The organism is Sinorhizobium sp. Y406 (assembly GCF_058732025.1).
Genome location: NZ_CM178975.1, coordinates 1,796,689 through 1,812,547, shown reverse-complemented (window position 1 = coordinate 1,812,547; position 15,859 = coordinate 1,796,689). Strand labels below are relative to the sequence as shown.

The window sequence follows — 15,859 nt, the reverse complement described above, 5'->3', positions numbered from 1 at the left end:
TCAGCCCACCCTGATACGCGGGTCGAGCCAGGCATTGGCGAGGTCCGACAGGAAGGTGAAGACGATGTAGAAGCAGGAAAAGATCAGGATCAGCGCCTGCACCGTCGGCAAGTCGTTGCGGGCGATGGATTCCCAGGCGAGAAAGCCCGCGCCGTGGAGCGCGAAGATCGATTCCACCACGATGGAGCCGCCCAGCATGAAGCCCATCTGCACGGCGGCGAGGCTGACGACCGGCACCACGGCATTGCGCAACGCGTGCTTGAACATGACGCGCATCTCGCTTGCTCCCTTGGCGCGCGCGGTGCGGATATAGTCGGCATTCAGCACCTCCAGCATTCCGGCCCTTGTAAGCCGCATGATGGCCGGCATGGCGTAATAGCCAAGTACGACGGTCGGCATGACGAAATTCTGCCAGCCGCCGGAGCCCGAGGGTGGCAGCCAGTTGAGCCAGATGGAGAAGATGACGATCAGCACCAGGCCGAACCAGAAGCTCGGCATCGCCTGGCCGAGCACCGACAGGAACAACGCTGCCCGGTCGATGAAGGAATTGGGTCGCATCGCTGCCGCCACGCCGAGCGGCACAGCGGTCAAAAGCGCAAACGTGATACCGCAAACGCCGAGCAGCATGGTGATTGACAGTCGGTCGGCTATGAGCGTCGAAACGGGCAGCTTGAAATAATAGCTCTGGCCGAAATCGCCGCGAAGAGCACCGGTCAGCCAATCCGCATATTGCACGAGGAACGACCGGTCGAAACCGTAGAGCGCGCGAATGGCCTCGATGTCGGAGGCGCTGGCGTTTTCGCCCGCGATGGCCGAGGCCGGATCGCCGGCCATGAAGAGAAGGCTGAAGCTCACGAGCGACACGGTAAACGTCACCAGCACCGCAAGCCCCAGCCGTTTCAATGCGAAAGCAAGCATGTTTGACCCCGATCCGCAAAGACCGGCGCGCCAGACGGCAATCGCCCGACGCGCCGCGAGGATTGCTATTTCCAACGCATCTGGAAGAAGCGGACCACCTCGTCGGGGGTGGGCGTATATTCCGCGTCAGCGGTGAAGACGTAGTTGGAATTGTAGGAGAACAGCGGGATCCAGTAAGCCTCGTCCGCGATCTTCTTCAACGCCTTTGAGTAGTTCTCCTTGCGCACGCCCGTATCGACCGACGTATCGGCCACATCGAGCCAGCCCTTGACTTCGTCGTCGCGGGCGAAGTCCTCAGCACCGTGCTTGAAGAACTCGCTGGTAATGGCGGAGGCGTCGTTCACCGAATAGGAGCCCCAGGTCTGGAAGCCCAGGCTGGTCTCGCCATTGCGGCGCAGGTCGCGCAGGGCCGAGTACTGCAGATATTTGAGGTTCGCGGTGATCCCGACTTCGGCGAGATAGGCCAGCATCGCCTCGGCGTATCCACGGTCGCGATAGGCATAGAAATCGATCGCGAAGCCCTCCGGATAACCGGCCTCGGTGAGCAGCGACTTCGCCTTTTCCGGGTCGTAGTCATAGACCGTCACATCCTGCTCGCAACCGAGCTGCGAGGGGAAACAGGCGGAGTTGACCACCTTGGACTTGCCCTTGAGCAGATTGTCGACGATGGCCTGCCGGTCGATCGCGTGGGCGATAGCCCGGCGCACGGCGGACTTGGTCATCGGATTGTCCTTGCCGCTGCGGCCGGCGGCGTCGAGCTCCAGATAACCGATGCGCATCGTGCTTTCGTTGACGACGTTGAATCGGCCCATGGCCGCGAGCTTCTCCGCCTGGTCGGACGGCACGCCCCAGACGAAATCGAGACCGCCGCTGAAGAGTTCCGCAAGCTGGGTGTTGACGTCGGGAATGGTGCGGATGTCGACCGTGCCGATCGCCGCCTTGCCCTTCGGCCCGTCGTGATAGCCGTCGAACTTCTTCAGGACGAAATGCTTGCCGGGCTCGACGCTTTCCACCTGATAGGGACCGGTGCCGACCGGCTTCAGCGCCATGCCGGCGGGACCGACCTTGGCGTAATATTCGTTCGGATAGATGGAAACGGGGCCGGCCAGATATTCGAGCGCCGCCGGGAACGGACCGTTGGTGGTGATACGCACCGTGTATTTGTCGACCTTTTCCGCCGACTTCATCCAGTTGACGTTGCGCTGGACGACGACGCCGTTTTCCGGATTGGCGACAAAGTTGACCGTATAGACCACATCTTCGGCGTCGAACTCCTCGCCATTGTGGAACTTGACGCCCTCGCGCAGTTTGAACTCCAGCGTGGTATCGTCGACCCACTTCCAGGAGGTGGCGAGATTGCCCTGGTATTCCCCGGTCTGGGGGTTGCTATAGATCAGCCCATCCCAGATGGAACGCTGAAGGATGACGCCCTCGCGGGCCGAATTGAAATAACTGTCGACCGACTCCAGTTCCTTCGTGAAGGCGGCGTTGAGCGTGTCGCTGGCCTTGTCCGCCATGGCTTGGCCGCTCGCCAGCGCGGCGGCCAGCGCGACGGAACTCATCAAAAGACGTGTTTTCATCTGCTTTTAAACCGGCGCGAACCGGCCCCTCTGGTTGACTTGTTATTATTATATATTAATACTTACAACTGTATTATGGTTCAGCGTATTAATCAGATTTCTGCTTGTCAAGAAACCAAACGCCGGAAACTCCAGCGGGCGCGCAAAATCTGGATAGCGATGAAAGAAGAGACACGGAATTGATCAAGGAAAAACAGGACACACTGTTTGTCGGATCGCTCGAAAAAGGGATGCGTATTCTGAGCGTTTTCGACGAGAGGCACAGCGCGTTGGGGCTGACGGAAATCGCCGCGCTCACCGGGCTCGACAAGAGCGCGGCACAAAGGCTGACCAACACGCTGCACAAGATCGGTTATCTCAATAAGGATCCGGAATCGCGGCGCTACAGCCCCTCCCTGAAGTTCCTGGAACTTGGCAACGCCTACCTTTGGTCCGACCCGCTGGTGCAGCTTGCCATGCCCAAGCTGATCGAGCTTGGGCGCAAGCTGGGCGAGCGGGTGAATGTGGCGCGCCTCGACGGACACGAAATCGTCTATGTGATCCGCATACCGACGCAATTGACGAGCTTCGGCGCGATGATCGCGGGCCGGCGCCTTTCGGCGCTCACCACGTCCAGCGGACGCGCCATGATCGCCTGCTTCGCCCCGGAAGAGCGCAAAAAGGCCGTAGAGACCTGGCCGATCACCGCCCTGACATCGAAGACGACGCTCGACCGGGCGAAAATCGCCGCCGCCATTGAAGAGGCGGCGGCTTGCGGCTACGGGCTGACGCAGAGCGAGAATATCCTCAACGAGATCGGCATCGCCGCCCCCATTTTGGCAGGCGACCGCCGCCCGGTGGCGACCGTGCAATGCTCGGTGTCCAGCCTGAAATGGAGCATCGAAAAGGTGCGCAGCGAAATCGCTCCGCACCTCATGGAAGTGGCAAACTCCATTCATCTGCCGTAGGGAGCTGGCTCAGAGCTTTTCCTTCGCTCGACCTTTGCGCCGGTCTAAACCGCGACGCGGTTTTGATCTGTGCTGAAGCGCGGAGCCGCTAAGGGAAGACCAATGACGCCAGCTCCATCGCTCGTCGTCCCTCAGTAAGCGCCATGACCGATGCCGCAATCGCGTTGCGTTCGAGCCGGAAATGCCGGTATAGATCGCCGACCGTGCCGGTCTGGCCGAAGTGCTCCACGCCATGCGGAATGGTCCGGTGGCCGGCGACGGCGCCGAGCCAGGAGAGCGTGGCCGGATGGCCGTCGAGGACGGTGACGATGGCGCTATGGCTGGGCAGCGGATCGAGCAGCCGCTCGATATGGCTCGTGGCCTTCGGATTTCCGCGGGCGCGCTCGCGTTGTGCCGCCGACCAGCCGGCGTTCAGCCGGTCGGCCGAAGTGACGGCGAGCACGCCGATGTCGCGCCGGACCTCCGCGATCATGCCGGCCGCGGCAATTGCCTCGTCGGCCACCGCTCCTTGGTAGGCGATCACGACCGCGCAGTTCGGTCCCGGTTTCCGAAGCCAGTAGGCGCCGTCGATGGCCCCTTGGCGGAAATCGTCGTCAACGCGCTTCAGGGGCTGTTCGAGCGGCTTGGTCGTGAGCCTCAAATAGACCGAACCGCCCGTTTCGTCGCGCAACCACGTGCGTTCGTCCGGATCGTTTTCGCCGTCGCGCTGCATGTAGTCGAAGGCCCATTCCATAATCACCACGAGTTCGTCGGCGAAGGCGGGTTCGAAAGCCGCCAGACCATCCTGGCTCATGCCGATCAGCGGCGTGCCGATCGACTGATGCGCGCCGCCTTCGGGCGCCAGCGTCACGCCCGAGGGCGTGCCGACGATCATGAAGCGGGCATCCTGATAGCAGGCATAATTCAGGGCATCGAGGCCCCGGCAGACGAAGGGATCATAGACCGTGCCGATCGGGATCAGCCGTTTGCCGAACAGCGAATGGCTGAGGCCGGCGGCGCCCAGCAGCAAGAAGAGATTCATCTCGGCGATACCGAGTTCGATATGCTGCCCTTCCGGCCTGAACTCCCATTTTGCCGTCGAGGCGATGCGGTGTTCGATGAATGCATCGGCGAGCGGCTGGCGTGCGAAGAGTTTCCGCCGGTTCACCCAGGCGCCAAGGCTGGTGGTACCGGTCACATCGGGTGATGTTGTCAGGATGCGCTCGGCGAGCTCGGATTTGTTTTTGGCGAGATCGTCGAGGATCTTGCCGAAGGCCATCTGCGTCGATATCTCCCGCTGTGTGTCGAATGCAATGCTTGGCACCTCCAGCCGGCGATCGGCATGACGGCGCGCACCCTCGGTGAAAAATGGGACCGAGGCGAGGAATTTCTTCATCGCCTCGCGATCAGGCACGCCGGCGAAGGGCTCCCACTCCTCGCCGGGCGCGACACCCATATGCGCCTGCCATTCGGCGAACTGCGCGATCGTCATCAGACCGCCGTGATTGTCCTTGTGACCGGCGATCGGCGTGCTCCAACCTTTCACCGTATAGGCAAGGAAGCAGGTCGGCCTGTCGTGATCGATCGCGGCAAAGGTCTCAGCCATGGTCTCGACGCAGTTGCCGCCGAGATTCTCCATCAACGCCGCGAGTTCGGCATCGCTTCGCCGGTCAACGAGGGCGGAGACGTCGCCCTGGTCGCCGAGATCGTCGGTCAGGCGCTTGCGCCATACCGCGCCACCCATGAAGGTAAGCGCTGCATAATCTTGGTTGGAGCAACGGTCGATCCATTCGCGAAGCTTCTCGCCGCCCGGCTCGGCGAAGGCCGCGCGCTGCAATACTCCGTATTTGACACGCACCACATCCCAGCCGAAAGCCTCAAAGATCCTCTCGACGCGCTCGAACAGCCCCTCGCGCACGATGCCGTCGAGCGATTGGCGGTTGTAGTCGATGATCCACCAGCAGTTCCTGAGGTCGTTCTTCCAACCCTCCTGCAGCGTCTCGTAGACATTGCCCTCGTCGAGTTCGGCGTCGCCGACGAGTGCTACCATGCGGCCGAGTTTGCCGCGGCCCCATTCCTTGGCTCGAACGAAATCCTGCACGATCGAGGCGAGTGCGGTGATGCCGACGCCGAGGCCGACGGAACCGGTCGAGAAATCGACGTCGTCGACATCCTTGGTCCGGCTCGGATAGCTCTGCGCGCCGCCAAACCCACGGAAGTTCATGAGCTTCTCGCGCGTTTGCCGGCCCATGAGATATTGCATCGCATGAAAGACCGGCGACGCTTGCGGCTTGACGGCGACGCGGTCTTCCGGCCGGAGCGCCGAGAAATAGAGCGCGGTCATGATCGATACGATCGAGGCCGAACTCGCCTGGTGCCCGCCGGTCTTGATGCCGTCGACCTTCGGCCGAAGGTGGTTCGCGTGATGGATCATCCAGTGGGAGAGCCAGAGCAGGCGCTTTTCAATGGTCTTGAGTTGGCTGGTGTCGGTCATCGCCGTGTTCCGATGGAGAAGGACGAAAGGGGACAGAATTCGGCAAGGGCTCAGCCGTCCTTGTAGTAGTAGCTGTAGCCGTTCAGCGCCGGCGCGCCGCCGAGATGGGCGTAGAGAACCCGAGACCCCTCCGGGAAGAAACCCTTGCGCGTCAGGTCGATCAGTCCCTGCATGGATTTGCCCTCATAGACCGGATCGGTGATCATCGCCTCGGTGCGGGCGGCAAGCCGGATCGCCGCATTGGTTTCCTCCGATGGTACGCCATAGGCGGGATAGGCATAATCGGGATTGATGACGATCTCGTTTTCGCGGATCGCTCGGTTGAGGCCAACCAGGTCGGCAGTGGAATCGACGATCTTGCGCACCTGCGCGCGGGTCTGCTCGAGCGTCCCCGATGCATCGATGCCGATCACCCGCTCGGCCCGGTCGTGTGCGGCGAAGCCCACGATCATGCCGCCTTGGGTCGAGCCGGTGACGACGCAGACGATAATGTAGTCGAAGATGAAGCCGAGCTCTTTCTCCTGTGCGGCGACTTCCTCGGCGAAACCGACGTAGCCGAGTGCGCCGTATTTGTGCACCGAGGCGCCGGCCGGGATCGGATAGGGTTTGCCGCCGGCGTCCTTCACCGACTGGATCGCATCCTCCCAGCTCTTGCGGATGCCGATGTCGAAGCCGTCGTCAACCAGCCGGCTGTCCGCTCCCATCAGCCGCGTCATCAGGATATTGCCGACGCGATCATAGACCGAATCGTAATGCGGCACCCATTTTTCCTGAATGACAACGCATTTCATGCCGATCTTGGCGGCGGTGGCCGCAACCATGCGAGTATGGTTTGATTGCACGCCGCCGATCGACACCAGCGTATCGGCGCCGGAGGCGATCGCATCCGGCACGATATATTCGAGCTTTCTGAGTTTGTTACCGCCCATGGCGAGGCCGGAATTGCAGTCCTCGCGCTTGGCGTAGATCTGCACCTTGCCGCCGAGCGCCGCCGTCAACCGCGGCAGATGCTCGATCGGCGTCGGGCCGAAAGTGAGTGGGTAACGTTCGAACTTCTCAAGCAGTGACATCGATCATGGCCTCCGTGCCGATTTTCGAGGCCGGAGGATAGGAGAAAAGGCTTGAAAGGTGCTCTCTAAATTCGTTGCCGAACTTACCTATATGGAATAGGTTTCTAGCAGAATGATGCATTTCTTCTGTTGGTAGGTGACATTGTGAAAGAATCTTCCACAGGCGAATTTGACAGGATCGATCTCAAGATCCTGCGCGCCCTGCAATCCGACGGCCGCCTCACCAATGCCGATCTGGCGCAGCGCGTAAATGTCAGCGCCGCGACCTGCCACAGGCGGACGCAACGGCTATTCGATGAGGGCTACATCACCGGCGTGCGGGCGGAGGTGGCACCCGCAGCAGTCGGGCTTGGCGCCTTGGTCATGGTCGGCGTGGTGCTCGATCGCTCGACGCCGGAGAGTTTCGCGGCCTTTGAAGGCGCCGTGATGGAGTTGAAAGAAGTTCTTGATTGCAATCTGGTCGCCGGTGACTTCGACTATCTGCTGAAGATCCGCGTTCGCGATATGGGGGATTTCAACAAGTTGCATGGCGAGAAGCTGATTGCGCTGCCGGGCGTCCGGCAGACGCGAACGTTCTTTGTCATGAAGGAAGTCAAGGAAAGCGCGCGATTGCCGTTCTGAACGATTAACGACGGGTGCCGTGTTGCTGATCTTTGCCGATCACGTTTCCGGCTCCGTGCTGCATATCGCTGAATTTTTCGGACCGGAATGGATTGCATCGAGTTCTCAAGCACGCGACTGACAATCATTCCGGGTTATTTGCACCACAACCTCGCCAGGGACCGGAGATGGCGAGAGTGATAGAGACATTCCTCACACGACCCCCCGTCGCTAACGACACAGTTCGGACCCAAACATCCCGCCGAGTGGAGTGCGCCCCTTGGGGTGGACATGGGTCAGTCTGCCCCAAGGGGTGCACACTCCAGAGGCCGTCACTTTGGTGCAGTCGATTGAGCATCCCTCGCATTGATGGGGATCGAACCGAATACCCGTTCACGTCGAAAAAGAACGCGTGACAGGCCTTCGCAAATTACGATTTCTCGTGCGAACGATGACAAGACTCGGTCCCTTGGCGTGATGAGAGCTACCTTCGCGGCGAGCCGCACATGCGCCAATCGTGCACTTCCACAAGCCTCTCTTGAAACGCCCCATTAAGGTGGCATATAGGGCATGGAGAAATTGCGCCCGACCTACGATCTCGAGGCAATCAAGGCAGCGCTCGGATCGGTCGAGACGCTTGCGATGACCTCAACCGCGCTACGCGATGCCACCACATTGGGCTTCGACCGGGCAGGTGTTGTGGAAGCGATCGCCGGGATCGAGCGGCGGATGTTTTACGATGACGACCTTTGCGGATCATCGCGCTTGGCAGGACGTTTATCATGTGCCAGCACGCGGCATGGTTCTTTACGTGAAGTTCCAGGCGGACGTCATCACCGAGTTTGTCGTCATGTCGTTCAAGGAGAAATGAGCATGGCAGTATCGAAAAGGGATCTGCCCGACACGATGGTCTCCCCAGAGACCGGCGAGACGCTACGTCGCGGGGTGCGCCCCTTCGTGGTTATCTACAAGGGCAAGAGCAAAACCGTCGAACTTCCGGGCTACTATCCGGAAAACGGTGATGAAGGCGTTCATTTCGGTGATGACATGGCCGTTACCGACGCGGCCTTAAGGGCGTTGAAGGAGGAGGTCGAAGGCATTCCCTCGCCTGCCACCATAAAAAGGGTACGCAAGAAACTGAAACTGTCTCAGCGCGAGGCTGGCGGCCTGCTCAAGGTGGGGGAAAATGCCTTCGACAAGTACGAGCGGGGGTTGGTCGAGCCAAGCGGCCCGACCAGCCAGTTGTTACGTCTACTCGATCACCATCCCGAACTGATCGAGGAACTCCGTCAAGGCGCAGCCTAGTCGTTCATGATGCCGGTGTGGAGCAACGCGGTTCCCCTTGATACATTATGCGATTTTTCGAGCGCTTAAGCGCAATTATCCCCAAGCTGCGACAGCGAAACGATGTCCGTGCCCCGGGCTTGTAGGGCGCGGAGGATTTCCCTAGCCAAATCAACCGCGCCCGGGGTGTCGGAATGCACCAGGATAGACTGCACATCCATATTGATGGTTTGGCCATCGATGGTTTCGACGGTTTGATCCCGCAGGAGTCGGAGAAGCCGCGCAACCACCAGGTCTCTATCCTTGATCACCGCGCCGGGGAGCGAGCGCGGCGCCAGTTGACGGTCTTGAGTGTAGGCGCGATCCGCCAGGAAGAGGCGGTGACACTTCATGCCGGCGGCCGACGCGGCCCGTTCCAGGGAGGACCCGGGGAGCACGAGAAAGCGGATGTCCGGATCGAAAGCGTATGCCGCCTTCACCAGCGTTTCGGCAATACCCGCATCAGCCGACGCCTGATTGCCGAGCGCACCATGAGGATTGAGATGGGTGATGCGGTGTCCAGCAGCCCTAGCGATCGCATGTAGCGCTCCCAATTGGAACAACACGTGCTTCTCTAGCTCGTTGGCATCCATCGGTATGACACGCCGCCCGAAGCCCATACGGTCCGGATAGCTGACATGGGCGCCAATATCGACCCCGTGCTCTTTTGCGAGCCGCACCGTCCGGTCCATGATGACCGGATCTCCGGCATGATAGCCGCAAGCGACATTCGCAGAAGTGATGAGCGGCATGAGCGCCGCATCGTCGGCGATCGTATAGGGGCCGAAACCCTCGCCGAGATCCGCATTAATGTCGATCCGCATTGTAGAATCTCCGCTAGCCGTCCTCATGTGACCTGAACTCGAAGACCGGCGTGCCGTATCCCACGACGTCGCCTTCCTTGCGGAGCTTGCGGCCAAGCACGCCCCGGCGGTCCGCCGTTACCGATGTGATGGTGGCGCCCGTAGTCACATAGGCAACCTTTGCCCCTGCTCCGACCGCGTCTCCCTCGGAGCAGCTTTCTCCCGGCCGTGCCGGATGCACGAAGCTGAGCCATCCAATAGAGACTGTAGAGAGCGTCTCCGGCGCGGCGTCGGCGACCGGCCCCTTTTCTTCCGCCTGATGCGTCTCTGCGGCCGGCCCCAGCCGCATCGCGACGCTATCCTTGCCGTCAGAAAAGGAACCCTCTGCAAACCCATATTTGAGCATCAGGTCCAGAATTTCGTTCAGCGCCTCTGCAGTCATCAGGTCCTCCATGCCGCTGAAAGCCGGTGCTGCCGGCCCGCATCGTGTTCGAGGCCGTCGAGGTAGGCTTCCGTCTCCTCGTGGACGAGCGCGGCGCCCGCCACGTCCGTTTCGATGAAGCGCAGGCTGTCCCCTGGTCGCGCCTGCGCTATTCGCCAGAGATCCGCGTCGATCACCACACCAATCTTCGGATAGCCGCCCATAGTGGCCGCGTCCGCCAGTTGGATTATCGGCTGCCCGCCGGCAGGCACCTGGATTACCCCGGGCACCACGCCATGAGACCGCAACTCGATCGGGCGCCGCAGTTGCAGTTCCGGTCCCTTGAGCCGATAGCCGGCCCGGTTGCTTTGCACCGTCACCTTCCAGTCCGCGGCCCAAAAGGCCGCCCTCGAAGGTTCGTCGTAGTCAGCGTGTTCCGCGGCTGGGATCACGCGCACTGTGGTTGCCGGAGCATCTGCGTCGGCCAGAGCCGCGGCCGGCGGCACGGCTCCGAGACCGCCCTCTGGCAAGACAACGTCATTGCCCACTTCCTTGATGCGGTCGCCCTTGACGAGTGCGCGTCCATCCAGGCCGCCGAACGTCTCGCGCAATTGCGTGCTGCGCGAGGACAGCACCTCCGGCACGTCGACGCCTCCGGCCAGGCAGAGATAGGCACGGCAGCCGGCGCGCGGCGCGGCGAGCGTCAGCACCTCCCCGGCGCGGGCCCGGGCGGCCCAGAAGGGCGGCAGCGGGCGGCCGTCGAGTTCGGCGGAGCAGTCTGCGCCTGTCACCGCAAAGTTCACGTCCGCCTCGAAGCGCAGCCGAAGCGGCAGGATGGGAATTTCCAACCCAGCGGCGTTTCGGTCGTTGCCGAGCAGCAGGTTGCCGATGGCAAGTGACAACCGGTCCATGGCGCCCGACCGGCAGACGCCGTAGCGGTAGAAGCCGCTCCGGCCGAGATCCTGCACTGTAACCAGCGATGGTGTGGAGAGAATCTCGATCATCCGACGACCCGCTCCCGCCTGAACCGGATGACGTCACCCGGTTTTAACAGTGCTGGCGGCCGACGCTCGGGATCGAAGAAGCTGATCTCGGCACGACCGATGGTGTGCCAGCCGCTCGGCCCCGGCGAGGCGGAAACGCCTGTCTGCATGCCGGCAACCGAGAGCGAGCCGGCCGGAATGCTGGCCAGCGGCACCTTGCGACGCGGCATGAAGAGTCGCGCATCGAGGCCGCCAAGATAGCAGTAGCCTGCATGGCTGCCGACGGCATAGACCGTGTAATCCGGTTCGGTGTGGATGCGGACGACCTCGTCGACGGAGAGCCCGGTTCTGTCCGCGACTTCGTGAAGATGAGGACCGCCCTCGCCCCCATAGACGATCGGGATCGTCAGCACGGTCGGCTCGACGTGCTTTTCCGCGCCGGTCTCCCAGGCCGCCAGGAGCAGCGTCCTGAATTTATCAAGGTCGCCCGGTGGACGGGAGAGGATGAGCATGAGATTGGTCATGCCGGGCACGGCCTCAACCACTGAACCCCAGGTGACAGCGGCATCGGCGAGCGCCCAGATCCGGCGCTGGTGCTCGATGTCGAAGGCACCCGGTGCCTCGAACAGGATGGCGCAGGAGCCGAGCGGCGTTATGCGTGGCTTCTCCAGGTTCACGGCCGCGGCACTCATGCAGCACTCCTCTCCGACAGCAGTCTTTCCAGGTGATGGATATCCACGCCACCGGCGACGAAGTTCTCCTCGTTGAGTAACTCCATGTGCAGCGCTGCGTTGCAGGCGGGGCCATCGATGACCAGCTCGGAGAGGGCACGGCGCATGCGCGCCAGCGCCTCGTCTCGGGTGCTGCCGTGCACGATCAGTTTGGCGATCATGGAATCGTAGCTTGAGGGGATAGTGTAACCGCGCGTGACATGGGTATCGACTCGCACGCCGGGGCCGCCGGGCAAGACAAGCTCGTCGATCCGGCCGGGCTGCGGCGCAAAGTTGAAGGGATCCTCCGCGTTGATTCGGCATTCGAGCGAATGGCCGCAGATGCGGATGTCTTGCTGGCGAAAGCCCAAGGGTTCGCCGCGGGCGATGCGCAACTGTGCGGCAACGATGTCGATGCCGGTAATCATTTCCGTCACAGGATGCTCGACCTGCACGCGCGTGTTCATCTCGATGAAGTAGAACGCGCCATCCTCATAGAGAAACTCGAAGGTGCCCGCCCCGACATAGCCGATCTGCCGGCACGCTTTCGCACAGCGCTCGCCGATGGCGGCGATCGCCTCGCGGTCGATACCGGGCGCCGGCGCCTCCTCTATGACCTTCTGGTGACGCCGCTGCAGCGAGCAGTCGCGGTCGCTGAGCCAGACGGCTTCTCCATGGCCGTCGCACAGCACCTGGATCTCTACGTGGCGCGGCCGCTCCAGGAATTTCTCGATGTAGATATCGGGATTAGCGAAGAAACGCTGAGCCTCCTCGCGGGTTATGGCGGCCGCCTTGGCGAGCTCGGCTTGCGATCGAACGACTCGCATGCCGCGCCCGCCGCCGCCACCGGCCGCCTTGAGGATAATCGGATAACCGACTTCTTCGGCGATGCGCGCGATCACCGCGTCGTCGCCGAGCGCCTCGCTGGAGCCGGGCACACAGGGCACGCCGGCGGCGATCATCGCCTTCTTCGCGGCGACCTTGTTGCCCATGGTTCGAATCGCCGATGCCGCAGGACCGACGAAGACGCGGCCCGAGCGAGCGACCGCGTCGGCGAAGTCGGCATTTTCGGACAGGAAGCCATAGCCGGGATGAATGGCCTCAGCGCCGGTGATTTCGGCCGCAATGAGGATAGCCTCTACATTCAGATAGCTCTTCGTCGCCGGCGCCGGGCCGATGCAGATCGCTGCGTCGGCGCTCCGAAGGTACGGGGCGTCTCTGTCGGCCTCGGAATAGGCGCAGACGCAGCGCAAGCCGAGCGTGTGGCAGGCGCGCTGGATACGAAGCGCAATCTCGCCGCGGTTGGCGATGAGGACGGTTTCGAACGGCCTGGTCTGCGGATCCCGAGTCATTGCGCTTCCGATTCGATGAGGAAGAGCGGTTGTCCCATCGCCACTTCGCCGCCTGCCTTGACGAGGATGTCGGATATCACGCCGTCGCAGGGTGCCTCGATGGTTGTAAAGACCTTCATTGCTTCGATGAGGCAAAGCGTGTCGCCAGACTTTACCGAGCGCCCCACCCCGACAAAGGCAGGCTCGCTCGCCGAGGTCGACAGGTGGACGATGCCAAAGACAGGGGCATCGACGAACTTCCTGGAAACACTTTCGGGCTGCGGCGTCGTCAGGGCCGAGCCAGTGCCTGGATCTCTTATTGGCGGCATCGCCCGGGAAGGCGTGCCACCCGCCCTGACCAGCTTGATATGCTGGTCACCCTCGGTGAGTTCCAGCTCCACCAGCGGGGAAGCCGCCATCCACTGCATCACGGTCTTGAGCTTTTCGATGTCCATTCTCAACCTGCGCTGCTGCCGGTCGGTCCAACAGCGGCGGGTGGCGTTGCAGGACGAACCGAGGATTGAGAAACGCTATCATAAGCCTCGGACGATGGGGTCAGATCAACTTTTGATGACGGTGAACCGCAGCCGCGCCATTGCCCGTGGCTATTACGCCAGACCGAATCCGTCTTAGCCCTCACCTCCTGCGCATCCTATGATTCCGCGTGACCTTTCCACACGCAAAGAACCGGTAATGAGGTGACCCATGGCCGACTTCCAGCCCGCCGCGCGAGTCGAGCGCATCAAACCCTCCCCGAGCACCGCGGCAGCAGCCCGCGCACGCGACCTGAAGGCGGCTGGCCGTGACATCGTCGACATGACGGTCGGCGAGCCGGATTTCGATACGCCGGCAGCCGTCAAGGAGGCGGGTATCGCCGCAATTCGCGCCGGCGACACCAAGTACACACCCGTCAATGGCACCCAGGCCCTGCGGCGGGCAATCGCCGCACGGCTCGAGCGCCATACGGGCCAGGTCTATCCGCTCGACGCGATCACCGTCGGCGGCGGCGGCAAGCAGATCCTTTTTCTGGCCCTGATGGCATCGGTCGACAATGGCGCCGAAGTCATCATTCCGGCGCCCTACTGGGTGTCCTATCCCGACATGGTGCTGGCAAATGAGGGCAAGCCCGTCATCGTCCCCTGCACCGAAGCGGACGGCTTCAAGCTGAGGCCGGAGGCGCTCGAAGCGGCGATCACGGCGAAGACGCGCTGGCTCATCCTCAATGCGCCTTCCAACCCGACGGGTGCCACCTATTCGCGCGCGGAGCTGGCGGCGCTCGCGGCCGTCCTGGAGCGCCATCCGCATGTCTGGGTGCTGACGGACGAAATCTATGACGAAATCTGGTTCGGCGACGGCAAGGCCGTCAGCCTCGTAGAAGCCGCCCCGCACCTCGCCGACCGAATTTTCCTCGTGAACGGTGTATCGAAAAGCTACGCCATGACCGGATGGCGCATCGGATACGGCGCGGGACCCGCAGCGCTCGTCGCCGCCATCAACAAGCTCCAGTCGCAGATCTCCTCGTGCCCCTCTTCGATCAGCCAGGCCGCGGCCACAACTGCGCTCGAAGGGAACCAGAGCTTCGTTGCGGAGAGCGTCGCAGCGTATCGCAAGCGTCGGGATCTCGCCGTCGAGCGATTGAACGCCATCGAGGGCATTTCCTGCACCGCCCCGAGCGGCGCTTTCTACCTGTTCGTCAATTGCAGCGGTGTCATCGGGATGTCCGCGCCGGATGGCCGGACGATCGCCAACGACCTCGACTTTGTCCTTTATCTTCTGGATTGCGGCGTTGCTGCCATCCATGGCGCGGCCTACGGGCTGTCACCCTATTTCCGGCTGTCGATCGCTACATCCAAGGCACAAATCAACGAGGCATGTGACCGCATCGCCAAGGCGTGCGCCTCGCTCTCCTGACGTTTCGAATGACCCGATGCGGCCAGCGCCGCTTTTTCCAAGGAGGAATCCCATGGTCCATGTCCGGACAAAAATCGAGCGCGCGTCTCCCGAAAGCGTGGAGGTGCTGTCGCGCCATAGCGTTGCCACCATCCATGAGGCGCAGGGGCGGCTCGGCGCGCTCAACTCGCGCATCAAGCCGGTGGATCGCGCCATGTCGGTCTGCGGACCGGCTTTTACGGTCAAATGTGCGCCGCGCGACAACATCATGCTGCAGGTGGCGATCGCCTATGCGAAGCCAGGAGACGTGATCGTCGTTTCAGCCGGCGAATACGAGGAAGCCGGTTCGTTTGGCGACGTGCTCGCCAATGCCTGCCTGGCCAAGGGCATTGCCGGTGTCGTCACCGACACCGGCGTTCGCGACAGCGCCGACCTCATCAAGCTCGGCCTGCCCGTGTTCTCGCTCAGTCTTTGCGTCAAGGGAACGGTCAAGGAGACGCTGGGCCAGATCAACGCCGACGTGATCGTCGGAGGCGAACTCATCCGCCCGGGCGATGTCATCCGGGGCGATGCCGACGGCGTGGTCGTCGTTCGGCGGGAGCAAGCCGACGCCGTCGCGGTCAAATCGAAGGAACGCGAGGAAGCCGAAGCAGGCTATATCGCTGCCTACAAGGCGGGAAAGAGCGTGATTGAAGTCAGCAATCTTGCAGCTGTGCTCGCCGCCAAGGGCCTCACGACCGACGAGTGATCGCCTGTCAGACAGACCCTGGAATCACGATGGGCGGGTCTTGGACCCGCCCATTCTGTTTG

General features: G+C 62.1%; 15 protein-coding genes. 5 read left to right on the top strand and 10 right to left on the bottom strand.

From position 1 onward, the window contains the following. Complete coding sequence (locus AC4P1R_RS25360; RefSeq protein ID WP_225191235.1) at positions 1-918, bottom strand: ABC transporter permease; 918 nt, start codon at positions 916-918, stop codon at positions 1-3. A gap of 65 nt (positions 919-983) precedes the next feature. Further along, a complete protein-coding gene (locus AC4P1R_RS25355) occupies positions 984-2,498 on the bottom strand; it encodes an ABC transporter substrate-binding protein (protein WP_273363242.1) in 1,515 nt (504 codons plus the stop codon). Between the two features lie 104 nt (positions 2,499-2,602). Here AC4P1R_RS25355 and AC4P1R_RS25350 point away from each other — a divergent pair, with 104 nt between their 5' ends. Continuing rightward, positions 2,603-3,445, top strand: coding sequence for an IclR family transcriptional regulator (locus AC4P1R_RS25350; RefSeq protein ID WP_492178217.1), 843 nt, complete (start codon positions 2,603-2,605; stop codon positions 3,443-3,445). An 88-nt stretch (positions 3,446-3,533) separates the two neighbouring features. Here AC4P1R_RS25350 and AC4P1R_RS25345 read toward each other — a convergent pair whose 3' ends face one another. Both AC4P1R_RS25345 and AC4P1R_RS25340 read right to left on the bottom strand, forming a co-directional pair. Next, positions 3,534-5,918 (bottom strand): thiamine pyrophosphate-binding protein, encoded by a 2,385-nt coding sequence (locus tag AC4P1R_RS25345; protein WP_492178216.1) that lies wholly within the window; start codon positions 5,916-5,918, stop codon positions 3,534-3,536. A 50-nt stretch (positions 5,919-5,968) separates the two neighbouring features. Next, positions 5,969-6,988: a 1-aminocyclopropane-1-carboxylate deaminase gene (locus AC4P1R_RS25340; RefSeq protein WP_151613170.1), complete on the bottom strand. Its 1,020-nt coding sequence runs from the start codon at positions 6,986-6,988 to the stop codon at positions 5,969-5,971. Positions 6,989-7,132: 144 nt separating this feature from the next. Between AC4P1R_RS25340 and AC4P1R_RS25335 the strand changes: the two genes are divergently transcribed. Both AC4P1R_RS25335 and AC4P1R_RS25330 read left to right on the top strand, forming a co-directional pair. Continuing rightward, positions 7,133-7,609: an Lrp/AsnC family transcriptional regulator gene (locus AC4P1R_RS25335; RefSeq protein WP_069461355.1), complete on the top strand. Its 477-nt coding sequence runs from the start codon at positions 7,133-7,135 to the stop codon at positions 7,607-7,609. 549 nt (positions 7,610-8,158) lie between these two features. Further along, positions 8,159-8,893, top strand: a complete 735-nt coding sequence (locus AC4P1R_RS25330; RefSeq protein ID WP_492178215.1) for a type II toxin-antitoxin system MqsR family toxin — start codon at positions 8,159-8,161, stop codon at positions 8,891-8,893. A 65-nt stretch (positions 8,894-8,958) separates the two neighbouring features. Here the strand turns inward: AC4P1R_RS25330 and AC4P1R_RS25325 are convergent, their stop codons facing one another. The 6 genes from AC4P1R_RS25325 to AC4P1R_RS25300 are packed head-to-tail and all read right to left on the bottom strand — an operon-like array spanning position 8,959 to position 13,614. After that, positions 8,959-9,735, bottom strand: a complete 777-nt coding sequence (locus tag AC4P1R_RS25325; RefSeq protein ID WP_273361816.1) for a LamB/YcsF family protein — start codon at positions 9,733-9,735, stop codon at positions 8,959-8,961. A gap of 13 nt (positions 9,736-9,748) precedes the next feature. Further along, on the bottom strand, positions 9,749-10,156 hold the full coding sequence (locus AC4P1R_RS25320) for a biotin/lipoyl attachment domain-containing protein (protein ID WP_151613167.1): 408 nt from the start codon (positions 10,154-10,156) through the stop codon (positions 9,749-9,751). Beyond that, a complete protein-coding gene (locus AC4P1R_RS25315; RefSeq protein WP_151613166.1) occupies positions 10,156-11,139 on the bottom strand; it encodes a 5-oxoprolinase subunit C family protein in 984 nt (327 codons plus the stop codon). The genes AC4P1R_RS25320 and AC4P1R_RS25315 overlap by 1 nt, the downstream gene beginning before the upstream one ends. After that, a complete protein-coding gene (pxpB, locus tag AC4P1R_RS25310) occupies positions 11,136-11,810 on the bottom strand; it encodes a 5-oxoprolinase subunit PxpB (protein WP_273361813.1) in 675 nt (224 codons plus the stop codon). Before pxpB ends, AC4P1R_RS25315 begins: the two co-directional genes overlap by 4 nt. Continuing rightward, positions 11,807-13,180, bottom strand: a complete 1,374-nt coding sequence (gene accC, locus AC4P1R_RS25305) for an acetyl-CoA carboxylase biotin carboxylase subunit (protein ID WP_151613164.1) — start codon at positions 13,178-13,180, stop codon at positions 11,807-11,809. The genes pxpB and accC overlap by 4 nt, the downstream gene beginning before the upstream one ends. Next, complete coding sequence (locus tag AC4P1R_RS25300; RefSeq protein ID WP_151613163.1) at positions 13,177-13,614, bottom strand: acetyl-CoA carboxylase biotin carboxyl carrier protein; 438 nt, start codon at positions 13,612-13,614, stop codon at positions 13,177-13,179. The genes accC and AC4P1R_RS25300 overlap by 4 nt, the downstream gene beginning before the upstream one ends. Positions 13,615-13,864: 250 nt before the next feature. Here AC4P1R_RS25300 and AC4P1R_RS25295 point away from each other — a divergent pair, with 250 nt between their 5' ends. Both AC4P1R_RS25295 and AC4P1R_RS25290 read left to right on the top strand, forming a co-directional pair. Continuing rightward, positions 13,865-15,070, top strand: a complete 1,206-nt coding sequence (locus tag AC4P1R_RS25295) for an aspartate transaminase (protein WP_151613162.1) — start codon at positions 13,865-13,867, stop codon at positions 15,068-15,070. A gap of 52 nt (positions 15,071-15,122) precedes the next feature. After that, positions 15,123-15,797, top strand: coding sequence for a 4-carboxy-4-hydroxy-2-oxoadipate aldolase/oxaloacetate decarboxylase (locus AC4P1R_RS25290; RefSeq protein WP_151613161.1), 675 nt, complete (start codon positions 15,123-15,125; stop codon positions 15,795-15,797). The last annotated feature ends 62 nt before the right edge of the window (positions 15,798-15,859 follow it).